This window comes from Streptomyces sp. NPDC101227 (assembly GCF_044767545.1).
GTDB lineage: Bacteria > Actinomycetota > Actinomycetes > Streptomycetales > Streptomycetaceae > Streptomyces.
The window spans coordinates 324,791-345,070 of the sequence record NZ_JBIWOD010000007.1; the positions used below are offsets into that span (position 1 = coordinate 324,791).

Annotated in this window: 23 protein-coding genes; 13 read left to right on the forward strand and 10 right to left on the reverse strand. The window is 71.3% G+C overall.

The annotated features are described in order from the left end of the window. Window positions 1-383: 383 nt before the first annotated feature. Window positions 384-1,037, reverse strand: coding sequence for a PepSY domain-containing protein (locus tag ACIRPT_RS19175; protein ID WP_403828401.1), 654 nt, complete (start codon window positions 1,035-1,037; stop codon window positions 384-386). Between the two features lie 107 nt (window positions 1,038-1,144). On the opposite strand from ACIRPT_RS19175, the gene ACIRPT_RS19180 reads away from it, so the two are divergent. Beyond that, window positions 1,145-1,807 (forward strand): response regulator transcription factor, encoded by a 663-nt coding sequence (locus ACIRPT_RS19180; RefSeq protein ID WP_403828403.1) that lies wholly within the window; start codon window positions 1,145-1,147, stop codon window positions 1,805-1,807. After that, window positions 1,800-3,212, forward strand: a complete 1,413-nt coding sequence (locus ACIRPT_RS19185) for an ATP-binding protein (protein ID WP_403828405.1) — start codon at window positions 1,800-1,802, stop codon at window positions 3,210-3,212. Before ACIRPT_RS19180 ends, ACIRPT_RS19185 begins: the two co-directional genes overlap by 8 nt. A gap of 37 nt (window positions 3,213-3,249) precedes the next feature. Here the strand turns inward: ACIRPT_RS19185 and ACIRPT_RS19190 are convergent, their stop codons facing one another. From ACIRPT_RS19190 to ACIRPT_RS19205, 4 genes are all read right to left on the reverse strand, one after another. Further along, on the reverse strand, window positions 3,250-3,726 hold the full coding sequence (locus ACIRPT_RS19190) for a MarR family winged helix-turn-helix transcriptional regulator (RefSeq protein ID WP_403828407.1): 477 nt from the start codon (window positions 3,724-3,726) through the stop codon (window positions 3,250-3,252). A 146-nt stretch (window positions 3,727-3,872) separates the two neighbouring features. Beyond that, window positions 3,873-4,646 carry an AIM24 family protein gene (locus tag ACIRPT_RS19195; RefSeq protein ID WP_403501671.1) on the reverse strand — a complete coding sequence of 258 codons (774 nt, stop codon included), beginning with the start codon at window positions 4,644-4,646 and terminating at the stop codon, window positions 3,873-3,875. Next, window positions 4,643-5,293: an AIM24 family protein gene (locus ACIRPT_RS19200; protein ID WP_403828409.1), complete on the reverse strand. Its 651-nt coding sequence runs from the start codon at window positions 5,291-5,293 to the stop codon at window positions 4,643-4,645. Before ACIRPT_RS19200 ends, ACIRPT_RS19195 begins: the two co-directional genes overlap by 4 nt. Continuing rightward, complete coding sequence (locus ACIRPT_RS19205) at window positions 5,293-5,931, reverse strand: AIM24 family protein (RefSeq protein WP_403501677.1); 639 nt, start codon at window positions 5,929-5,931, stop codon at window positions 5,293-5,295. Before ACIRPT_RS19205 ends, ACIRPT_RS19200 begins: the two co-directional genes overlap by 1 nt. Before the next feature lie 192 nt (window positions 5,932-6,123). On the opposite strand from ACIRPT_RS19205, the gene ACIRPT_RS19210 reads away from it, so the two are divergent. Next, on the forward strand, window positions 6,124-6,474 hold the full coding sequence (locus tag ACIRPT_RS19210; RefSeq protein ID WP_403828411.1) for a DUF3817 domain-containing protein: 351 nt from the start codon (window positions 6,124-6,126) through the stop codon (window positions 6,472-6,474). After that, window positions 6,471-6,770 (forward strand): MTH1187 family thiamine-binding protein, encoded by a 300-nt coding sequence (locus ACIRPT_RS19215; protein ID WP_403501683.1) that lies wholly within the window; start codon window positions 6,471-6,473, stop codon window positions 6,768-6,770. Before ACIRPT_RS19210 ends, ACIRPT_RS19215 begins: the two co-directional genes overlap by 4 nt. A gap of 3 nt (window positions 6,771-6,773) precedes the next feature. Here ACIRPT_RS19215 and ACIRPT_RS19220 read toward each other — a convergent pair whose 3' ends face one another. Continuing rightward, complete coding sequence (locus tag ACIRPT_RS19220; protein ID WP_403501685.1) at window positions 6,774-7,754, reverse strand: DUF5937 family protein; 981 nt, start codon at window positions 7,752-7,754, stop codon at window positions 6,774-6,776. A gap of 80 nt (window positions 7,755-7,834) precedes the next feature. Here ACIRPT_RS19220 and ACIRPT_RS19225 point away from each other — a divergent pair, with 80 nt between their 5' ends. From ACIRPT_RS19225 to ACIRPT_RS19240, 4 genes are all read left to right on the forward strand, one after another. Next, complete coding sequence (locus ACIRPT_RS19225; RefSeq protein ID WP_403828414.1) at window positions 7,835-9,181, forward strand: MFS transporter; 1,347 nt, start codon at window positions 7,835-7,837, stop codon at window positions 9,179-9,181. Between the two features lie 43 nt (window positions 9,182-9,224). Further along, on the forward strand, window positions 9,225-9,734 hold the full coding sequence (locus ACIRPT_RS19230) for a MarR family winged helix-turn-helix transcriptional regulator (protein WP_403828416.1): 510 nt from the start codon (window positions 9,225-9,227) through the stop codon (window positions 9,732-9,734). Between the two features lie 109 nt (window positions 9,735-9,843). Next, complete coding sequence (locus ACIRPT_RS19235) at window positions 9,844-10,176, forward strand: DUF3817 domain-containing protein (RefSeq protein ID WP_403501694.1); 333 nt, start codon at window positions 9,844-9,846, stop codon at window positions 10,174-10,176. A 148-nt stretch (window positions 10,177-10,324) separates the two neighbouring features. Then, entirely contained in the window at window positions 10,325-12,025 is a 1,701-nt protein-coding gene (locus ACIRPT_RS19240) for a methylmalonyl-CoA mutase (protein WP_403828418.1), read from the forward strand. 61 nt (window positions 12,026-12,086) lie between these two features. Here the strand turns inward: ACIRPT_RS19240 and ACIRPT_RS19245 are convergent, their stop codons facing one another. Further along, window positions 12,087-12,689 (reverse strand): hypothetical protein, encoded by a 603-nt coding sequence (locus ACIRPT_RS19245; protein ID WP_403828420.1) that lies wholly within the window; start codon window positions 12,687-12,689, stop codon window positions 12,087-12,089. Window positions 12,690-12,820: 131 nt separating this feature from the next. On the opposite strand from ACIRPT_RS19245, the gene ACIRPT_RS19250 reads away from it, so the two are divergent. From ACIRPT_RS19250 to ACIRPT_RS19260, 3 genes are all read left to right on the forward strand, one after another. Continuing rightward, window positions 12,821-13,159 carry a hypothetical protein gene (locus ACIRPT_RS19250; RefSeq protein ID WP_403828422.1) on the forward strand — a complete coding sequence of 113 codons (339 nt, stop codon included), beginning with the start codon at window positions 12,821-12,823 and terminating at the stop codon, window positions 13,157-13,159. A gap of 80 nt (window positions 13,160-13,239) precedes the next feature. After that, window positions 13,240-14,397: a hypothetical protein gene (locus ACIRPT_RS19255; protein ID WP_403828424.1), complete on the forward strand. Its 1,158-nt coding sequence runs from the start codon at window positions 13,240-13,242 to the stop codon at window positions 14,395-14,397. Window positions 14,398-14,432: 35 nt separating this feature from the next. Next, on the forward strand, window positions 14,433-14,780 hold the full coding sequence (locus ACIRPT_RS19260) for a hypothetical protein (protein WP_403828426.1): 348 nt from the start codon (window positions 14,433-14,435) through the stop codon (window positions 14,778-14,780). Window positions 14,781-14,786: 6 nt separating this feature from the next. Here the strand turns inward: ACIRPT_RS19260 and ACIRPT_RS19265 are convergent, their stop codons facing one another. Both ACIRPT_RS19265 and ACIRPT_RS19270 read right to left on the reverse strand, forming a co-directional pair. Continuing rightward, entirely contained in the window at window positions 14,787-16,190 is a 1,404-nt protein-coding gene (locus ACIRPT_RS19265) for a sensor histidine kinase (RefSeq protein ID WP_403828428.1), read from the reverse strand. 150 nt (window positions 16,191-16,340) lie between these two features. Beyond that, window positions 16,341-17,063, reverse strand: a complete 723-nt coding sequence (locus tag ACIRPT_RS19270; protein WP_403828430.1) for a response regulator transcription factor — start codon at window positions 17,061-17,063, stop codon at window positions 16,341-16,343. Window positions 17,064-17,126: 63 nt separating this feature from the next. Here ACIRPT_RS19270 and ACIRPT_RS19275 point away from each other — a divergent pair, with 63 nt between their 5' ends. Both ACIRPT_RS19275 and ACIRPT_RS19280 read left to right on the forward strand, forming a co-directional pair. After that, window positions 17,127-18,281 carry a UDP-N-acetylglucosamine--N-acetylmuramyl-(pentapeptide) pyrophosphoryl-undecaprenol N-acetylglucosamine transferase gene (locus ACIRPT_RS19275; RefSeq protein WP_403828432.1) on the forward strand — a complete coding sequence of 385 codons (1,155 nt, stop codon included), beginning with the start codon at window positions 17,127-17,129 and terminating at the stop codon, window positions 18,279-18,281. Then, complete coding sequence (locus ACIRPT_RS19280) at window positions 18,278-19,303, forward strand: GDP-mannose 4,6-dehydratase (protein ID WP_403828434.1); 1,026 nt, start codon at window positions 18,278-18,280, stop codon at window positions 19,301-19,303. Before ACIRPT_RS19275 ends, ACIRPT_RS19280 begins: the two co-directional genes overlap by 4 nt. A gap of 18 nt (window positions 19,304-19,321) precedes the next feature. Here ACIRPT_RS19280 and ACIRPT_RS19285 read toward each other — a convergent pair whose 3' ends face one another. After that, window positions 19,322-19,969, reverse strand: a complete 648-nt coding sequence (locus ACIRPT_RS19285) for a TetR/AcrR family transcriptional regulator (RefSeq protein WP_403501721.1) — start codon at window positions 19,967-19,969, stop codon at window positions 19,322-19,324. Window positions 19,970-20,280: the final 311 nt, after the last annotated feature.

The following is a 20,280-nucleotide window of genomic DNA, read 5'->3' on the forward strand; positions in this document are numbered from 1 at the left end:
GCCATGTCGTGACCGTCCTCAGTGGTACGGCGGGACGGCCCACCAAGGGGGCCGCCGGGGTTGGTCTGCGTCCGGCAGTGCTGCCCGAGCCGGTCCCGTGCCCGTGCCGTGCCGGTCCCGTACCGCACCCGTGCCGCACCCGTACGTGCGGTGGAGACCGGCCCGACCGACCCGTTTTGTGACGATCATGAGTACGGCGGGATGGCCGCCCGCGTCGTTGGCCGGAGGGGATGTCCCGTAATCCGCCCGCAGGGACCGGAGCGGACGCCGGGGTTCCCTTGTCCGGGACCAGAAGCGCCCGGCCCGAGGACGGGTTGCGGGGCGTCCCCTCCGGCCCCCACCGACCGAGCGACGGCGAACCGGCCTCAGCCGCGAACCAGCGGTCAGTCGTCCGTACCGCCGTTGTCGTCATCGTCCGCGTCCCGCGCCGGAGCGACCGTCAGCTTCCCTGACTGGGGATCGACCAGCACCTTGTGCTCCTTGGCGTCCTTGGTAACCGTCTCGACCTCCCAGAGCGCCTTCGCCCGGTGGTCGTCGTCCAGGTCGACGGAGGTCACCGTGCCGTGCCCGGCGGCGATGCGGGCGGCGGCCGCGGCATCGACCTTCGCGCCCTTGGGGTTCGGGCCGTCGTCCTCGTGATCGATGTGCTGGTTGAGTACGCGGCCGTTGACGGCGTCCAGCGTGATCTCGTGCCACCTGCCGTCCTTGCCGAGGACGTCCGCGTCCCAGACCAGGCCGGGCCGGTCCCGGTCCAGGTCGAGGCCGGTCACGGTGCCGGGGACGGCCTTCAGCGCGGTCGCCGCGGCGGCCGGCGCGGCCACCTTGGCGGCGTGCGCCTCGCGGATGTCCTCCTGGCCGTGGTCGTCGTCGCGGTCGTCCCGGCCCTGGTCGTCGTGCGCCGCGAGCTGGGCGGTCGACCGGACGCCGGACCGGGCGCTGCCGGGCGCGTCAGCGCTGTTGACGGCGACCGCGGTGGCGGCGCCGCCCGCTATCAGGGCGGCCGCGGCGGCGGTGGCGATGACGATGTGGCGCTTCATGTGTTCTCCCCTTGATCGGCTGTGACATCACAGTCGCCGAACGAACCTGAAGGGGACCTGAAGCCGCCTGAAGCCGTCTTCAGGTTCGGGGTGACAGGGTTGTGCCCATGCGCCTGTTGATTGTCGAGGACGAGCGGCGGCTGGCCCTCTCGCTGGCCAAGGGCCTACGGGCCGAGGGGTACGCCGTCGATGTGGTGCACGACGGTCTGGAAGGGCTGCACCAGGCGGGTGAGGGCACGTACGACCTGATCGTCCTGGACATCATGCTGCCGGGCATGAACGGCTACCGCGTGTGCGGGGCGCTGCGGGCCGCAGGGCACGACGTACCGATCCTGATGCTGACCGCCAAGGACGGCGAGTACGACGAGGCCGAGGGGCTGGACACCGGCGCCGACGACTACCTGACCAAGCCGTTCTCGTACGTGGTGCTGGTGGCGCGGGTGAAGGCGCTGCTGCGGCGGCGCGGGCGGAGCGCGCAGCCGGTGCTGCGGGTGGGGGAGCTGGCCGTCGACCAGGGCGCGCGCAGGGTGGCGCTCGACGGGGCGGAGGTCGCGCTGACCGCCAAGGAGTTCGCCGTGCTGGAGCAGCTGGCGCTGCGGGCGGGCGATGTGGTGTCCAAGGCGGAGATCCTTGAGCACGTCTGGGACTTCGCGTACGAGGGCGACGTCAACATCATCGAGGTGTATGTGAGCGCGCTGCGGCGCAAGCTCGGCTCCGGGCGCATCGTGACGGTGCGCGGCGCCGGATACCGGCTGGTGCCCGGTGCGTAGGGCGCTGGGCTCGGTACGGGCCAGGGCGGCGGCCGGTGCGACGGTCGTGGTGGCGGTGGCACTGGTCGCGGCCGGTACGGCGGTCCTGCTGGTGCTGCGGAGCAACCTCCAGGACCAGGCGGGGCTGCAGGCCGAGGTCGCGGCGCGGGAGGTCGCCGCGCAGATCGCGACCGGCACGGCGTACGGGAAGCTGGATCTGCCGGACGGCGACGACCATCCGGTGGTGGTGCTGGACGACGACGGGCGGGTGCTGGCGGCCGGCGACGAGGTGCGGGCGGTGGACGGCCGGACGGTCGCGTCGCCCCCGAGAGGGACCGTGACGCCGCCCGACGACGACGGCGGCGACGACGATGACGATGCGAGCGGACCCCGCCCCGGCGAGGTCGACGACGACGCCCACTACCGGGACGGCACCGCGAACGTCGACGGCAAGGTGGCCGACTACCGCTTCGCGTCCCTCGAAGCCAAGGACACCAACGGCGCGAAGGCCACGGTGCGGGCCGGTTCGGCGCTGGCGCCCGAGCGCAGCACCGTCGGTACGGTGCGCACCGCGATGCTGATCGGGCTGCCGCTGCTGCTCCTGGTGGTGGCCGGGGTGACCTGGCTGGTGACCCGGCGGGCGCTGCGCCCCGTGGAGGGAATCCGCGGCGAGATGGCCGCGATCACCGCCAGTACGGATCTGAGCCGGCGGGTGCCGGTGCCCGCGGCGCAGGACGAGATCGGCCGGCTGGCCCGTACGACCAACGAGACGCTGGCGGCCCTGGAGAGCTCCGTCGAGCGCCAGCGGCGGTTCGTCGCGGACGCCTCGCACGAGCTGCGCAGTCCGATCGCTTCGCTGCGCACCCAGCTCGAAGTGGGCGTCGCGCACCCGGAGTTGCTGGACGTTCCGGGCGCGGTGGAGGACACCGTACGGCTCCAGCGGCTGGCCGCGGATCTGCTGCTGCTGGCGCGGCTGGACGCGGGGGAGCGGCCGGCGCCGGCCCGTGTCGATCTGGCCGCGCTGGTGCGGGAGGAGAGCTCGCAGCGGGCCGGGGACCGGGTTGCGGTGCGGGCCGGGGAGCTGGCGGGCGTGGAAGTGGCCGGGTCCCGTGGCCAGTTGGGGCGGGTGCTGGGCAATCTGCTGGACAACGCGCAGCGGCATGCGGCCTCGGTCGTACGGGTGGCCGTGGTGCGCGAGGGGGAGTGGGCGGTGCTGCGGGTCGACGACGACGGGCCCGGCGTGCCCGAGGGGGAGCGGGAGCGGATCTTCGAGCGGTTCGTACGGCTCGATGACGCGCGGGCGCGCGACGACGGCGGGGCCGGGCTGGGGCTGGCCATCGCGCGGGATGTGGCGGTGCGGCACGGCGGCTCGCTGGCCGTGCGGGAGGGCTCGGTGTTCGAGCTGAGGCTGCCGGTGGCCTCCTGAGCCGGAGCCGCGGCCTGGCGGGGCCGCGGCTTGCGGCTCAGGCGCCGCCGCGGTGTTCCCGCAGGTGCTCGGCCACCGGCGTGAGCGAGCTGCGCAGCGCTTCGAGGTCCTCGGGGGAGAACAGGTCGATGAAGTGCTTGCGCACCGAGGCGACGTGGTGCGGGGCGACGCGGCGCATGGTCTCCCAGCCCTCGTCGGTCAGTACGGCGTAGAGTCCGCGGCGGTCCGACTCGCAGCTCTCGCGGCGTACCAGGCCGGCGTTCTCCATCCGTGTGATCTGGTGGGAGAGACGGCTCTTGGACTGCAGGGTGCCTGCGGCCAGGTCGCTCATCCGCAGCCGGTGGTCCTCGGCCTCGGAGAGGTTGACCAGGATTTCGTAGTCGTTGTTCGTCAGGCCGAACGGCTGCAGATCGCGCTCCAGCTGGTGCATCAGCAGCCTGCTGACGTCCAGATGGGTGCGCCAGGCACGCTGCTCCTGGTCGGTCAGCCAGGGGGTGTCACTGTCGGTCGTCATGGAGGAATTCTACCCGTAAAAGTTGAATGATGAATTAAGTTGCTACCGCGACGGCCGGGACTCGTCCCCCGTGCCGATGCATTGGGTGTCATCGGGACCCCGTGCGGTTGGTCAGACGTTCGAGGTCACCGTCCGCAGACTACCGCTCACAGCCCGAAGCGACGCTGGAGCCCCCCGAGGCTCCCGGGCAACTGGGGCAGTTGTGAGCCACTTTGTGACGCGTGCCCGCCACCGCCCGGAACGCCCGCCTCGTCCGGCACCGCACCCGTCGCCAGCTCCGGCATCAGCACCTCCGTCGACTGGAGGAGGACCGTCCCCGCCCCCACGAACTCGAACTGGTGCTCCTCGCCGGAGGCCCCGCCGATCCCGGTGTGTGCCCGCAGCCCGCCGAGGAATCCCCGCAGGTACTGGTGGTCGTAGTGGTGGCACGGGGAGGGGCAGTCCGCCCAGCCGACCAGCGCCTGCGGGTCCACCCGGACCGGCGGCTCCATGAAGACCACCGGCCCGTTGGACGCGGCCACGAACTTGCCCGTACCGATCAGGGTGAGAAACCCCGGGATGATCGACTGTTTCAGCGACAGAGATGGCTGAAAGGCGAGCAGGTTGCCGGAGCGAATGGTGAGGTTGCCCTCGTCGAGGTCGAAGGAGTTCACATCGAAGGCGCGGTCGGCGAGCAGCATCTTGCCCTGCCCCTCGGCGACCACCCAGTCGGCGGCGTGCAGCGGGGAGTGGAAGCTCCCGGCGATCAGCCGGTCGAGGCCGCCGTGCCCGATCCCGTGGAAGTCGATCCGCCCGTAATAGGCGATCATCTTCCCCTTCTGGAGGAACCACTGGCCGTTCAGATCCACGCTGAAGGCGTACGGGTTGACGTTGTCGTCGGTCGGCAGCGTGCCGACATCGTGGACGACGGGACCGGTCACAGTTTCTCCTCCGACGCCTGTACGTAGACGGTGCCCTGGCCCGACAGCTCCAGCTGGAAGGCCTCCCCCGAGCCGCGGCCGACCATGTCGCGCCAGCCGAGCGCCGTGGACAGCTTGTTGCGGACGTCACCGCGGTGCGCGACATAGGCCTGCGGGTCGACGTGGACCGGGCGCTGCGGCGTGATCGACAGCTCGATGACCCCGCCGTGCGCCATCACCGCGGCCGAGCCCTGGCCCTTGAGGGTCGTGGTGAACAGGCCCTGCCCGGTGACCTGGCCGCGCACCATGCCCATCACCCCGCCCTGCGAGCCCATGAACATCGTGCCCTGCTGCAGCGAGCCGTCGAAGGCCAGCAGCCGGTCGGCCTCGACGTACAGCGTCTCGCCCGTCAGATCGACGACATGGACGTGATGGCCGCCGTGGCCGAACATCACCGTCCCGCTGCCCTCGACGGTCATCAGCGGCGTCGCCTCACCCGCGATCCGCCGCCCGATCATCGAGCCGATGCCGCCCTGTCCGCCCTGGATGTTCGGGGTGAAGGACACCTCGCCGCGGTAGGCGAGCATCGCCCCGCGCTGGCTGAACATCCGCTGGCCGGGCGTGATGCGGGCCTCCACCATGCGGGAGTTGAGCTCCGTGAACGGCATCAGACCTCACCGCCCACGGTGTTGCGCTCGCTGGGCTGTACGTACACCAGGCCCTCGCCCTCGAACCGGATCTGGAACGCCTCGCCGGAGCCCTCCCCTATGAACGTCCGGAAGTTCACGCCGGACTGGAAGTGCTGCTTGAGGTCGCCGGTGTGCGCGACATACGCCCCCGGGTCCACCTGGAGCGGATACTGCTTGGTCACCCGCAGCACCACCGCCGGCCCGTCCGAGGTGATCGCGGCCTGGCCGCTGCCCTCCACGGTCGTGGTGAACAGGCCGTTGCCCTGCGAGGCGCCGCGCAGCCCGGTGAAGGTCGTGCCGGTCCGCAGCGCCGCATCCGTGCACAGCAGATTGCTGGCCTCGACGTACAGCTTCTCGCCCCGCAACTGCACCAGATTGATCTCGCTGGCGCGGTCGGCGAAGAAGCATGTGCCGTGGCCCTTCACCTCCATCACGGCCATCTGCTCGCCGGTCAGCCGCCGGGTGACCATGCCGCGCAGACCCTCGCCGCCCCCGGTCATCTTCTTGAACGACATCTGGCCGTCGTACGCGACCATCGCACCGTTTTTCGCCTTGACGGCGTCGCCCGTCATATCGACGGCGAGCACCTTGCTCCCCTGGAGCCGAAACTGAGCCACGGACCCGACCGTAGTCGGCCGCGGCCGTCCGGGGCAGGCCCTTTTGGTCACGGTCTGCCCCGCGCTGGCCGCTATCCGGGCTTCGCGGCCCCCGGCGCGATGATCATTCGAGCGGCTGTCACAATGGGCCACAGCTTGTGAACTCTTGCACAAGCCATTGCTGGCTCCCTCCGCCGTACTGACGAGGTTCCCGTGGACATCAAGACCGCCGCTGCCCTGCACCGACTGCGCCTGGCATCGATTCCGGAGGCGCTCTCCTTCCCGGCGCTGCTGATCTTCGGCACCGGCTTCCGGCTGGCCTTCGACTACGACTCCCTGGTGATGCCGCTCGGCCTCATCCACGGCGTCCTGTTCATCACGTACGTGGTACTGCTGCTGGACGTGTGGAACCGCACCAAGTGGCCCTTCAAGCGGGTGGCGTTCTTCTTCGCCCTCGCGATCGTGCCGTTCGGCGGGCTCTACGGGGACCGGGTCCTGCGGCGCGAGGAAGAGGCCGGTGTGATCGCCGCCCGGGCCCGCAAGGAAGGGGTCCTCAACGCATGATCGTCGCCTTTTCGGTCAGCCCGCTGGGCGTCGGCGAGGACGTCGGCGCCTACGTCGCCGACGCGGTCCGGGTGGTCCGCGAGTCCGGGCTGCCCAACCGTACGGACGCCATGTTCACCTCCATCGAGGGCGAGTGGGATGAGGTCATGGACGTCGTCAAGCGCGCCGTCGCGGCCGTCGAGGCGCGCTGCGGACGCGTCTCGCTGGTGCTGAAGGCCGACATCCGGCCCGGCGTCACGGACGGCCTGACCTCCAAGGTCGAGACCGTGGAACGGCATCTCGCCGGGGACGCGTAAGCGTCAGCCGCCCGCCGCCAGGGCGATGCCCAGTGGCGTCCGCTCGTACAGCACCTGATGTCCGTGCCGGCGCGAGGCCAGCAGACCGGCGTCGCGCAGCACGGACAGATGCGCCGAGACGGACGAGGGCGCCAGGCCCAGGCGGTGTGCCAGGGCCGACGTGGTCGACGGGTCGTCCAGGGCGGTCAGTACGGCCGCCCGGTTCGCGCCCAGCAGCCGTACGAGCGCCGGGCCCGTCTCCGGCTCGCTCCACAGGCCGCCGATCCCGCGTGCCGGATAGATCACGGTGGGCTGCCAGGGCGGATCGAAGCCGCTCACCACGTCCGGCCAGACGAATGCGCTCGGCAGCAGCAGCACCCCGCGCCCGTCCAGATCCTGCATCTGCAGAAAGTCGCTCCGCGTACGGACCGTGAGCGTGTCCCCCGACCACGACAGCCGCGGATGCAGATCGGCGAGCAGCCGCCGCAGCCCGCCGGCGGCCAGCTGACGCGAGCGGTAGGCGATCTCCGCCTCCAGCAGGGCGCGCAGCCGGGGCCAGTCCGGGGCCAGCAGCGCCTCCCAGGCCCGCCGGGTGGTATCGGCCAGCTCCTGGACCGCCCGCGCGGGATCCGCCAGTGCCGCCCGCCCGCGCGCCGATCCGGCCGCCCCCGGCACACACGCCAGCGACTTGGCCATCTCGGCACGCGCGAGCCGCGGATCGGTGGCCCGCAGCAGCGCCAGCTCCTCCTCGAACCCGGCCAGCGGCACGGCCGGCGGCCGCCCCAGGAAGTCCGGGGTGTACCCGGGCGACGGCATGAACAGCCACAGCGGCGACAGATCCAGCCCCGCCACCGTCTCGCGCATCCGCCGCAGCCACGGCAGGTGGTAGTCGTGCCGGTCCGCGCGGCGCAGCATCCGTACCGCCTCATGCGTCTCGCACAGCGGCGAAATCGCGAAGCGGACCCGCAGAAAGTCATCGGCCCGGAAATGCAGATCCAGCGGCACCGGCGGCGCCTCCCCTCCCCAGGATTCGGCTCCGGCCGAAAGACTACGGTCCGGGGCCCCGTCCCCGGCACGCTGCCGCCATGCCCTCCGTCACCGGGCCCGCGCAGCCGGGCCGCGCCCCCGCACGCCCTGAAGCGGCCGAGCGGCCCGTTCCGGCCGGCTACCGCGCCGTCTTCGCCGTCCCCGAGTTCCGCGCCGTCTTCGCCGCCCACCTCCTCTCCTCCCTCGGCGTGGTCGTCTGCGAGATCGCCCTCTCCCTCCTGGTCTTCGACCTCACCGAATCGCCCCTGCTCAGCGCCCTGACCTTCGCCCTGGGCCTGCTGCCGTACGTTGTCGGCGGCACCTTGCTGTCGGCCGTCGCCGACCGCTATCCGGCCCGCGCCGTCCTGGTCGTCTGCGACGTCCTGTGTGCCCTAGCCGCGGCGGGAATGGTGGCCCCCAGGGCCCCGATCGCCCTCCTGCTGGTGCTGCGCTGTCTCACCGCCGCCATCGCCCCGGTCTTCGCCGGCACCCGGGCCGGCACGCTCGGCGACATCCTCGGGGAGGGCGAGCTGTTCGTGCTGGGCCGCTCCGTGATCCGCATCGTCAATCAGGGCGCCCAGCTGGCCGGCTTCGCGGCCGGCGGCCTGCTGCTGGCCGTGGTGCCGCCCAGGGCGGTGCTCGCCCTCACCGCCTGTACCTTCGTCGCCTCGGCGCTGCTGCTGCGCCTGGGTACCCGCGCCCGGCCGGCCCGTGCCACGGCCCGCGGCGCGCTGCTGGGCGCCTCCCTGGCCGGTACCCGACGCCTGCTGGCCGACCGCCGGATCCGCGCCCTCCTCCTGCTCGCCTGGCTGCCGCCCGCCTTCGTGGTGGTCCCCGAGGCGCTGCTGATCCCCTACGGCGATCTCCTGGGCACCGGCCCCGCCGGCCTGGGGCTGCTGCTGTGCTCCATGCCCATCGGCGCGATCGCCGCGGAATCGCTGGTCGGCGCGTTCCTCACGCCGCGCGCCCGCGCCCGCCTCACCTTCCCCATGGGTCTCTTCGCCGTACTCCCTTCCCTCGGCTTCGCGGCGGGCCCGTCCCTCGGCTGGGCGGTCGCTCTGCTCGTCCTGACCGGCACCGGGATCTCGTACAACTTCGGGGTGGACCGCTGGTTCGTGGCGGCGGTCCCCGAGGAGCTGCTGGGCCAGGCGATGACCGTGATGCAGGCGGGCCGGATGACGATCATGGGCCTGGCGATGGCCCTCGGCGGGGCGGCCGCCGCGTTCGCGCCGCTGCGGGTGGTGATGCCGGCGGCGGGCGTGGTCGGCGCGGTGTGCGTGCTGGCGGTGATCTTCGAGGCGCGGCGTACGGCGGGCGGCGCGCGGCGTACGGCGGCCGGGGGAGCCGTTCCGGCCCGAGGGCTCCCGGGCCGGAACGGAGGCCCGGCCTCCGGGACCGAAAGCTGAGACAGAGCTGACCACGATATGACCGGCGGGTAGGGTCGGAGATGTGCCGAAGCCGCTCAGCCTTGCTTTCGATCCCATCGCGCGTGCCGACGAGTTGTGGCAGCGGAGGTGGGGCGCCGTACCCTCGATGGCCGCGATCACCTCGATCATGCGGGCCCAGCAGATCCTGCTGGGCGAGGTGGACGCCGTGGTCAAGCCGTACGGGCTGACCTTCGCGCGCTATGAGGCGCTGGTACTGCTGACCTTCTCCAAGGCCGGTGAGCTGCCGATGTCCAAGATCGGCGAGCGGCTGATGGTGCACCCGACCTCGGTGACCAACACCGTCGACCGGCTGGTGAAGTCGGGCCTGGTGGCCAAGCGGCCGAACCCCAACGACGGCCGCGGCACCCTCGCCTCCATCACCGAGAAGGGGCGCCGGGTGTGCGACGCGGCCACCCAGGACCTGATGGCGATGGACTTCGGGCTAGGCGCGTACGACGCCGACGAGTGCAGCGAGATCTTCGCGATGCTGCGGCCGCTGCGGGTGGCGTCGGGGGATTTCGCCGAGGAGTAGCGAGCGGCAGCCCCCCGCCACGGGGCCCGTCACGCCGGGGGCGGCGGGCCCTGCCGTACACCGGGGGGCGGCGAAGATCGCCCCGGAACGGGCCGTTACGCTCTGGGGCATGAAGCGAAGCGTCCTGACCCGATACCGGGTGATGGCCTACATCACCGCCGTGATGCTGCTCGTGCTCTGCGCCTGCATGATCTTCAAGTACGGCTTCGGCATGGGCAAGGACCTCACCCTCGTCGTCTCGCAGGTCCACGGCGTGCTCTACATCATCTACCTGGTCTTCGCCTTCGACCTGGGCTCCAAGGCCAAGTGGCCGTTCGGCAAGCTGCTGTGGGTGCTGGTCGCCGGGACCATTCCGACGGCCGCCTTCTTCGTCGAGCGCAAGGTCGTCCGCGAGGTCGAGCCGCAGCTCACGGGGGATGTGCCGCAGCCGGTCAAGGTCTGAGACCCGGCTCCCGTTCCGTTCCTCGACGCGCCTGTCCCTCCCGGGGCGGGCGCGTTTGCGCTGTCCCGGCGCGTGCCGGAGGGGCTTATCTGACTCACCGGTCGCTTCCCATCGACAATTACTAGGACGTCCTAGTAAATTCGAAGGTATGGACGCTGACGCGATCGAAGAGGGCCGCCGCCGCTGGCAGGCCCGGTACGACTCCGCCCGGAAGCGGGACGCGGACTTCACCACGCTTTCCGGTGACCCGGTGGAGCCGGCGTACGGTCCCCGGCCCGGCGACAGCGTCGAGGGCTTCGAGCGGATCGGCTGGCCGGGTGAATACCCCTTCACCCGCGGCCTGTATCCGACCGGCTACCGCGGGCGTACGTGGACGATTCGCCAGTTCGCGGGCTTCGGCAACGCCGAGCAGACCAACGAGCGCTACAAGATGATCCTCAAGGCGGGCGGCGGCGGCCTCTCGGTCGCCTTCGACATGCCGACGCTGATGGGACGGGACTCCGACGACCCCCGCTCGCTCGGCGAGGTCGGCCACTGCGGCGTCGCCATCGACTCCGCGGCGGACATGGAGGTCCTCTTCAAGGACATCCCGCTGGGGGACGTCACGACGTCCATGACCATCAGCGGCCCGGCCGTCCCGGTCTTCTGCATGTACCTGGTGGCGGCGGAGCGGCAGGGCGTCGACCCCGGCGTCCTCAATGGCACGCTCCAGACCGACATCTTCAAGGAGTACATCGCCCAGAAGGAGTGGCTCTTCCAGCCCGAGCCGCATCTGCGCCTGATCGGCGACCTGATGGAGCACTGCGCCCGCGGCATTCCGGCGTACAAACCGCTCTCGGTCTCCGGCTACCACATCCGCGAGGCGGGCGCGACGGCCGCGCAGGAGCTGGCGTACACCCTCGCCGACGGCTTCGGCTACGTCGAGCTCGGCCTGAGCCGCGGCCTGGACGTCAACACCTTCGCCCCCGGCCTGTCCTTCTTCTTCGACGCCCATCTGGACTTCTTCGAGGAGATCGCCAAGTTCCGTGCGGCGCGCCGGATCTGGGCCCGCTGGATGCGCGATGTCTACGGCGCGACCAGCGAGAAGGCCCAGTGGCTGCGGTTCCACACCCAGACCGCCGGCGTCTCGCTGACCGCTCAGCAGCCGTACAACAACGTCGTACGCACGGCGGTGGAGGCGCTGGCGGCGGTGCTCGGCGGCACCAACTCCCTGCACACCAACGCGCTGGACGAGACCCTCGCGCTGCCCAGCGAGCAGGCCGCGGAGATCGCGCTGCGTACTCAGCAGGTGCTGATGGAGGAGACCGGCGTCGCCAACGTCGCGGACCCGCTGGGCGGTTCGTGGTTCATCGAGTCGCTGACCGACCGGATCGAGGCGGACGCCGAGAAGATCTTCGACCAGATCAAGGAGCGCGGCGCACGGGCGGTCCCCACCGGACGGCACCCGATCGGCCCGATCACCTCCGGGATTCTGCGCGGCATCGAGGACGGCTGGTTCACCGGCGAGATCGCCGAGTCCGCCTTCCGCTACCAGCAGTCCCTGGAGAAGGGCGACAAGCGGGTCGTCGGCGTCAACTGCCACCACGGCTCCGTCACCGGCGACCTGGAGATCCTGCGCGTCAGCCATGAGGTCGAGCGCGAGCAGGTAAGGGTCCTGGCGGCCCGTAAGGAGGCCCGCGACGACGCCCGGGTGAAGGCGTCGCTGGAGGCCATGCTCGCCGCGGCCCGCAACGGCGGCAACATGATCGAGCCGATGCTGGAGGCGGTCCGCGCGGAGGCGACGCTCGGCGAGATCTGCGGGGTGCTGCGGGACGAGTGGGGGATCTACACGGAGCCGGCCGGGTTCTGACGCCGCTCAACTTCTCCTGGGGGCGGGGTCGTCGTGCTGACGGCCCCGCCCTTCGTGCGTCTCAGCTGCCGGCGGTGAGGGCGAAGCCTAGGGCCGGGGCGACGACGATCATGCCGAAGAGGGCCGCCGCGGCGGTGCCGATCACGATCTTGCGGGTTCGGGTGCCGGCGATCGATCGCCATGCCTCCCGCGTTTTGAGACGCGGGCCGCCGGTTTCTTCCGTGCGCCAGGCGAAGATCATATAGGGGACGATGAGGAGAACGGCGAAGAAGGCGAGGGAGAAGTCCTCTATGACCTCCCCACGACTGGCGAGGGTGTAGGTCCCGGCGGACAGGATGCTGAGAACGGTGCTGCCGCTGTGCCCCTGGGTCGCGATTTTGACGCCCGGGTCGTACTCGTCGTCGAGGTTGCTCATGGACGCCTTGTTGTCCACTACCTTCCCGTCGTCCGAGCGGAAGGTGCCATCACACTCGTAATCATGGGAGGTCGTGGAGTGGCGACTTGTGCTCTGCCGGGAGCATTCCTTGACCGTGAAGGTTCCGTGCGTGCCGGTGAGGCCCGCTGCGGTCAGCCCTTTCAATGTCAAAACGACGAAGGCCACCAAGGCGACAAGGAACCCCGCAGCATAGGCCAATATGGCCTTAACAGACGTCTTGCCGGACATGCGGGGAGAGTTGGGCATGACGGTCATTCCCTTTCGTGGTCATCGGCCGGTGCTCCGGCAGGCGCGGGCGTCGGCTACCGTACGGCATAAGCTTTAGCGGATTCTTGATGCAGCCGAGAATAGGGGGACCCATGGCAGGCTCCGGATACGACGTGGATCCAGCCGTCCTCAAGTCGCAGGGCGGTGCGTTCAAGGACATTGGCTCCGATTTCAGCGATGCCGCCAAGAAGTTGGCGGACACGCTCAAAGAGGCCCAAGAGTGGGGCGACGACGATCTTCTCAAGATCTTCATGGATATCTACACGCCGGTGAGTGACGGCATAGCCGAGTCGATGCCCACCCTTGGTAAAGGAATTTCCAAGATCGGCGACAATCTCGAAGCGATGGGCGCGCACTACAGCAGCACCGAACAGGGTGAGCACGAGCAGCTCGCCAAATATGCGGCGAGTCGCCCCAAATTCGCGAACTGACGTTAATTCAACTCGGCGATATCGCCCGGCATACGCCCTATAGATCACCGAACATGCGCTTCCTGGGGGAGTGACTCACCATGGCCACCATCATGCTTCCTGGCGAGGTCGACTGGGTCCTCGATCTGCTGGGCTTCCAATGGCCCAATATCGACGAGGACAAGATGCGCCAGGCGGCCGAGGCCTGGAGCAGCTTCGCCGCCTCCGCGCGCTCGGCCCAGCAGCAGGGTGACAGTGCCACCCAGGCGGTGCACGGCGCCAACTCCGGCGAGGCGATCGAGGCATTCGACAACAAGTGGAAGAAGTTCTCCGGCGACGGGTATCTCGCCGAGGCCGCTGACGCAGCCGAGGCGCTCAGCTTTGTGCTCCAGGTGGTGGCCACGATCATCATGGTGATGAAGCTGGCGGTGATCGCCCAACTCATCGCGCTGGCCTTCGAGTTCGCCGCGGCCCAGGCTGCCGCACCCGTCACCCTGGGTGCCTCCGAGGCTGGGGCGGCCGCTGCTACGGCGACCACCAGGGTCATGGTTCGCGAGATCATCAGCAAGGCTAAGACGCAGATCATCCAGGCCATCAAGGACGCCCTCGCGCAGAAGGTGAAGCGGTCGTTCAAGGAGATGGCGCAGGACCTGATCAAGGAACTCGCCATCGACGCCGGCAAAAAGATGGCCGGGAACCTCGCCACGCAGGGGATCAAGAGCCACTTCGGGGCGCAGGACGAGTTCGACTGGACGGGGCTGGGTGCGGCCGCGGCGAAGCCCGCGGTCGACAAGGGGAAAGAGCTCTACGACGGGGTCGAGGGCCTGGGCCAAATGACCCAGGGCGTCGGCAAGGTCGCGACGGGTGATTTCGCCGAGGGCGGTAAGGAGATCTGGGAGGGGAACCAGAAGGCGGCCAAGGCCGCCAAGAGCATCTACGACATCGGCCACAAGGACAAGGAGCCGGCCGCCTCGGGTGACGGCACGTCGTCGGAGGGCGGCGGCGATGGCGACGGCGGCTCCTCCGAGGGCGGGTCCAGCTCGTCGTCTTCGTCGTCCTCGTCCGAAGGCGGCTCCAGCAGCTCTTCCGAGGGTGGCTCCGCCGACTCGTCCTCCTCCAGCAGCGGCTCCGACGGTTCGAACTCCGCGTCGGCCACCCCCGCGAGCGGAGGTGCGAGGCCGCGCACCACCGTCACCGACGCCAACACCGACAACAGCGGCCAGGACGAGGCCGCACGCGTCCGCAACGCCTTCGGCTGACGCAGACCCGTACCGTCCGACAGGAGCCCACCACCATGGCCAGCAGCAACAACGCCTTCACCAGCCCCGGCGACCGCGACTACCCCGTCGAGGAGAAGGACCTCTCCGAGGAGCAGAACGAGCACCTCACCTCCGCCCTGCGCGCCGTGCGCGGCAACCCCAATGCTCCCTCCGACCTCCAGGACCTCGCCCGCAAGATGCTCAGCGGCCGGTTGGAGCTCAAGGACGTGCTGGACGATCCGTCCGGGTACCGCGCGCTCACCGACGGCATCTCCGGGATGCGGGAGAGCTGGCGCTCGATGCCGCCGCAGGACCGGCAGGCTGTGCGGGCGGACGTCGAGGACAAGGCGGCGGAGGTGGAGGCTCGCGGCGACGTTCGTTGACCCGCTCTACGGGGACGCAGCCGGTACCCGCAGCCGGAACAGCGCTCCGCCGCCCGGTGCCTGTTCGGCCGTGAGCTCGGCGCCGTGGGCGCGGGCGATCTGGCGGGCCATGGCCAGGCCGAGGCCGGAGCCGGGCAGGGCGCGGGCCGCCTCGGCGCGGTAGAAGCGGTCGAAGACATGGGGGAGGTCGGCGGCGGCGATCCCGGGGCCGTGGTCGCGTACGGTCAGGTCCAACTGCCCTGAGGCGAGGGTGAGTTCGGTGTCGACGGGGCCGCCCGGCGGGGAGAACTTGGCGGCGTTGTCGAGGAGGTTGGACAGCAGCCGCGCCAGGCGGGCCGGTACGCCGGGGACGGTGACGGCGGCCGCGGCCGGGTCGATGCCGGCGGTGAAGGCGATCTCCGGCCAGTGTTCGCGGGCCGCGCCGACCGCATGCTCAAGGAGGGCCGCCGGGCGCACCTGTTCCACCAGGGGCTGCGGCTCCTCGTCGCGGGCCAGCTCGATCAGGTCGTTGACCAGGGTGGTCACCTCGCGCAGCTGACGGCCCAGGGCGGCGGCGGCGCGGTCGCGCTGGGCATCGGTCAGGCGACCCGCGCGGGCGAGGAGTTCGGCGTTCGTGCGGAGCGCGGTGAGCGGGGTCCGCAGCTCATGGGAGGCGTCGGCGACCAGGCGGCGCTGGGCGGTGACGGACTGCTCCAGTTCGCCGAGCATGATGTTGAAGCTGGTGGCGAGGCGGGTGACCTCGTCCTCGCCGGCGGCCGGGCCGGCTGGCAGCTCGATGCGGTGGCGGGCGTCGCGGGTCGCGGCGATGCGTTCGGCGGTGGCGGTGAGCCGGGCGACCGGGGCGAGGCCCGTACGGGAGACCCAGTAGCCGAGCGCGGCGGCCAGCAGCACCCCCGCCCCGCCGACCACGGACAGCGCCCAGGCGGCGTGCCGTACGCCCCGCTCGACGGTGTCGGAGCGCAGCGCCACCTGGAGCGCCTGGTCGCGGTGGGCCAGATGCGTGGTGAACATCCGGACCGGGTGTCCGGCGACCGTCAGATTCGTGTAGTAGGCGGTGTGGTGTCCGGCGGCGACCTGGCGGGTGGCTGCCGTCAGCGGCAGCTCATAGCGCTTGCGCGGGTCCTTGGCGGGATCGGACGGCACGATCTGGACGCACGGCACGGCCTGGTACCGGCAGGAGGTGTCGCCCGCGGTCGGGCCCCAGCCCCGGGTCTGCTGGGTGAGCTGGGTGGCCGTCTGCGCCAGGTTCAGGTCGAGCTGGCGGGTCATCTGGATGCGGATGATGACGAACGCGGCCGCGCAGACGCCGACGGCGACGAGCGCCACCGCCGCGGAGGCGGCCAGCGCCAGCCGGGTACGCAGCGGCCGCCGGCGCACCCAATGCCCGCCCAGCCCACGCCGCCCACTCATGCTGCCCCCTCGCTCCGCTCGGTCGCGCCTTCGCGCGGCACGCACCTTTTTCTGATTCGCTCGCGGGGCTCGTTCATGCTGCCCCCTCGCTCCGCTCGGTCGCGCCTTCGCGCGGCACGCACCTTTTTCTGATTCGCTCGCGGGGCTCGTTCATGCCGCCCCCTCCGGCGGGCCCAAGCGGTAGCCGATGCCGTGCACGGTGTGGACGATGCGGGGTTCGCCGCCCGCCTCCAGCTTGCGGCGCAGATAACCCACGTACACGGCGAGGGAGTTGGAGTCCGGGCCGAAGTCGCGGCCCCAGACCCGCTCCAGGATCACCTCGCGCGGCATCACCTGCCCCGGGTGCAGCAGAAGCAGTTCCAGCAGCGCCCATTCGGTGCGGCTGAACTCCAGCGGGCGGCCGGCCCGATGGCCGCCGCGGGTGCGCGGGTCGACCACCAGGTCGCCGAAGGCCAGGGTGTCGTCGTCGGCGACGGGGGCCGCGGCGCGGCGGAGCAGGGCCCGCAGCCGGGCGAGGAGTTCGTCCAGTGCGAAGGGTTTGACCAGGTAGTCGTCGGCGCCGGCATCCAGGCCGTCGACGCGTTCGCTGATCGAGTCCAGTGCGGTCAGGACCAGGATGGGGGTGCGGTCGTCCAGCGCGCGGAGGCGGCGGCAGACGGCCAGCCCGTCCAGGACCGGCATCATCACGTCCAGGACGAGGGCGTCCGGCTGCCAGGCGGCGACCTCGGAGAGCGCCTCCAGGCCGTCGGCGGCGCCGCGCACGTCGTAGCCCTCGACGGCGAGTCCGTCCTCGACGGCGGCGCGCACCTCCGGTTCGTCGTCGACGACGAGGATCTTGGGGGCGGCGGGCGGCTGCGGTGGCTGGTGCGGCATGTCCCTAGGCTCCCAAACGGCTCTCTTAGAAGCTTCTTACGGCGCTTGGCGAGCGTGGCGGCCATGCGCACACCACTCTCTGTCGTGATCGGTGCGGGCGGCACCGGCGGCCACATCTATCCGGGGCTCGCCCTCGCCGACGCGCTCCGCCGGGCGGTCCCGGACGCGGTCATCTCGTTCGTCGGGACCGAGCGCGGGCTGGAAACCCGGCTCATACCGCAGGCCGGATACCGGCTGCACACCGTGGACATGATCCCCTTCGACCCGTCCCTCGGCGCCCGGCGCTATCTGCTGCCGGCCGCACTCCTCAGATCGGGCGCCCAGTGCCGGGCCATCCTCAAGGAGCAGCGCGCCCAGGTGGCCGTCGGGATGGGCGGCTATCCGAGCGCGCCCGTCATCGTCGGGGCGCGGCTGGCCGGGCTGCCGAGCCTGGTGCACGAGTCCAACGCGGTGCCTGGCCGGGCCAACAGATTCGCGGCCCGGCTCACCCCGCATCTCGCGCTCGCCTTTGACCGCAGCCGGGCTCATCTGGCGGGCGGCGAGCGGGCGGAGACGGTGGGGATGCCGCTGGTCGGCCCGCTGGCGGGGCTGGACCGGGCGGCGCTGCGGGCCGCCGCGCGGCGGGAGCTGGGCGTCCCGGACGGCGCCCGGCTGCTGCTGGTCAACGGCGGGAGCCTGGGCGCGGCCCGGCTCACCGCGGCCGCGGTCGATCTCGCGGGCCGCCATCGCTCCCGTTCCGGTCTCCGGCTGCTGATCAAGACCGGTCCCGCAGCCCTGGAGGAGACCCGGGCCTTGCTGGCGGCGAACGGCGGGGCGGCGGTCGCCGAGGCGGTGCCGTATCTGGACCGGATGGATCTGGCCTACGCCGCCGCCGATCTGGTGGTGTGCCGGGCCGGTTCGGCGACCGTCGCGGAGCTGGCCACCATCGGGATGCCCGCCGTCCTCGTCCCGTATCCGCATGCGCCCGGAGACCACCAGACGCACAACGCGCGGGTGCTCTCCGACGCCGGGGCCGCCCTGCTGCTGCCGGATGCGCAGGTCACGGCCGAGCGGCTGGACGCGCTGGTCATCCCGCTGCTCGCCGATCCGGACCGGCTCGCCGCGATGGGCGCGGCCGCCGACCCGGGCACCCATTCCCACGCCGCCGAGCTGCTGGCCGCCAAGGCCCTGGAGCTGGCGGGCCACCCCCACCCCATGACGATCAAGGAGTCAGCATGAGCAACCACACGAGCAACGCCGTAGGCGACGGCGGCGCGATGACGCACTGGGCGGGCCGCAAGGTTCTGGTCACCGGAGCCGAGGGCTTCATCGGTTCCACCCTGGTCGACATGCTGGTCGAGGCCGGCGCCGAGGTGCGGGCCCTCGTCCACTACAAGCCGTACGCCGAGAAGGGCCATCTCGCGCACCGGATGCAGGACGTCGAGATGATGGCGGGCGACGTCCGGGACGCCGGCCGGGTGAGCGACGCCGTTGCCGGGTGCGACACCGTCTTCCATCTCGCCGCGCTGATCGGGATTCCGTACAGCTATGACTCGCCCGGCGCCTACGTCCAGACGAATGTCGTCGGCACCGAGAACGTCGCGGAGGCCTGCCGCCGGCACTCCGTCCGCCGCCTCGTCCACACCTCTACCAGCGAGGTGTACGGGACCGCGCTGACCGCCCCGATCGGCGAGGACCATCCGCTCCAGCCCCAGTCGCCGTACTCCGCCTCGAAGATCGGGGCCGACATGATGGCGCTGTCGCACTGGCACGCGTTCGAGCTGCCGGTGACGGTCGTGCGGCCGTTCAACACCTACGGCCCACGGCAGTCCGCGCGCGCCGTGATCCCCACGATCCTGGCGCAACTGCACTCCGGCGCCCGGCAGATCAGGCTGGGCTCGCTCACCCCGACCCGGGACTTCACCTATGTGACGGACACGGCGGCGGGCTTCCTGGCGATGGCGGACTGCGACCGGGCGCTGGGGCAGGTCGTCAACCTCGGTACCGGGCGGGAGATCACGATCGGGGCGCTCGCCGAGGCGCTGATCGCGGCCTCGGGCCGGGCGGCGGAGGTGGTGGTGGACAAGGCGCGGCTGCGGCCCTCGGGCAGTGAGGTCGAGCGGCTGCTGTCGGACAACTCCCGGGCGCGGGAGTGGGCCGCGTGGCGGCCGAGGGTGTCGCTGGAGGAGGGGCTGGAGCGGACCTCGCGGTGGGTGGCCGAGAACCTGCATCTGTTCGCGGCCGACCGCTACCAGGTCTGAGGCGCGGCCCCGGGCCCGTCAGCCCAGCCCGACCAGCCCGCTCAGCAGCACCGTCGAGAACCGGTGGGCCCAGGCGGGGTCCACCGGCTCGGAACTGACCAGGGTGCGGTGGACGATCGCGCCGGCGATGACGTCGAAGATCAGGCCGACGGTCTGCGCGGACGCCTGTGCGCCCTCGGGCCCGGGGCTGTCGGGCGGCAGCTCGCCGCGCTTCTGGGCACGTTCGCGGCCGAGGACGACCAGCCGTTTCTGGCGGTCGACGATCGCCGAGCGGATCCGCTCGCGCAGCGCGTTGTCGGTGGTGGACTCGGCGACCACGGCCATCAGCGCCGTCTTGGTCTCGGGCCGGGCGAGCAGCGCCCCGAACTGGAGCACCACACCCTCGATATCGGCCTTCAGACAGCCCCGGTCGGGGAGTTCGAGCTCGTCGAAGAGGACTGCCACGGCGTCCACGACGAGCTCGTTCTTGTTGGCCCAGCGGCGGTAGAGCGTGGTCTTGGCGACGCCGGCCCGCGCCGCGACGTCGCCCATGGTGAGTTTTCCCCAGCCCAGGTCGACGAGCGCGGCGCGGGTCGCGTCGAGGATCGCGCGGTCGGTCTCGGCGCTGCGCGGCCGGCCGGTGCGGCCTTTCCGGGGGCTGGTGGAGTCGTGCATGCGGGCGACCATACCGGCCAGTAGGCGGCCCGGCGGCGCGGCTCGTGAGGTAGATCACGTCGTGGCGGGCCGGGGCGGGGTGACGGGCGGGGGTCGCGGGCAGTTACGCTACAGGTCGTAGCGTAAGAGCTCGCAGGGTACGGGCTCGCGCGGCGACAACCACAGGCCGTGGGTGGGGACCCAGGGCCGAACGAAGCGGTCCTCCTCGGGACCACGGGCCGGTCCTCCTCGGGGCCGGCGGGGGCACCTTCCCGGACGTACGCCGGCATTCCGGCGGGGCGTGCGCGCGGGGGAGGTGCCCGGCAGAAGCGGTGACGGCGGTT

Coding starts and splice junctions, on each gene's coding strand:
- ACIRPT_RS19190 (WP_403828407.1), bottom strand. CDS start 3,726: ATGACGACCGACAGTGACACCCCCTGGCTGACCGACCAGGAGCAGCGT.
- ACIRPT_RS19240 (WP_403828418.1), top strand. CDS start 10,325: ATGGACGCTGACGCGATCGAAGAGGGCCGCCGCCGCTGGCAGGCCCGG.
- ACIRPT_RS19255 (WP_403828424.1), top strand. CDS start 13,240: ATGGCCACCATCATGCTTCCTGGCGAGGTCGACTGGGTCCTCGATCTG.
- ACIRPT_RS19260 (WP_403828426.1), top strand. CDS start 14,433: ATGGCCAGCAGCAACAACGCCTTCACCAGCCCCGGCGACCGCGACTAC.
- ACIRPT_RS19235 (WP_403501694.1), top strand. CDS start 9,844: ATGAAGCGAAGCGTCCTGACCCGATACCGGGTGATGGCCTACATCACC.
- ACIRPT_RS19280 (WP_403828434.1), top strand. CDS start 18,278: ATGAGCAACCACACGAGCAACGCCGTAGGCGACGGCGGCGCGATGACG.
- ACIRPT_RS19285 (WP_403501721.1), bottom strand. CDS start 19,969: ATGGTCGCCCGCATGCACGACTCCACCAGCCCCCGGAAAGGCCGCACC.
- ACIRPT_RS19250 (WP_403828422.1), top strand. CDS start 12,821: ATGGCAGGCTCCGGATACGACGTGGATCCAGCCGTCCTCAAGTCGCAG.
- ACIRPT_RS19200 (WP_403828409.1), bottom strand. CDS start 5,293: ATGCCGTTCACGGAGCTCAACTCCCGCATGGTGGAGGCCCGCATCACG.
- ACIRPT_RS19265 (WP_403828428.1), bottom strand. CDS start 16,190: ATGAGTGGGCGGCGTGGGCTGGGCGGGCATTGGGTGCGCCGGCGGCCG.
- ACIRPT_RS19215 (WP_403501683.1), top strand. CDS start 6,471: ATGATCGTCGCCTTTTCGGTCAGCCCGCTGGGCGTCGGCGAGGACGTC.
- ACIRPT_RS19175 (WP_403828401.1), bottom strand. CDS start 1,037: ATGAAGCGCCACATCGTCATCGCCACCGCCGCCGCGGCCGCCCTGATA.
- ACIRPT_RS19245 (WP_403828420.1), bottom strand. CDS start 12,689: ATGTCCGGCAAGACGTCTGTTAAGGCCATATTGGCCTATGCTGCGGGG.
- ACIRPT_RS19180 (WP_403828403.1), top strand. CDS start 1,145: ATGCGCCTGTTGATTGTCGAGGACGAGCGGCGGCTGGCCCTCTCGCTG.
- ACIRPT_RS19275 (WP_403828432.1), top strand. CDS start 17,127: ATGCGCACACCACTCTCTGTCGTGATCGGTGCGGGCGGCACCGGCGGC.
- ACIRPT_RS19225 (WP_403828414.1), top strand. CDS start 7,835: ATGCCCTCCGTCACCGGGCCCGCGCAGCCGGGCCGCGCCCCCGCACGC.
- ACIRPT_RS19270 (WP_403828430.1), bottom strand. CDS start 17,063: ATGCCGCACCAGCCACCGCAGCCGCCCGCCGCCCCCAAGATCCTCGTC.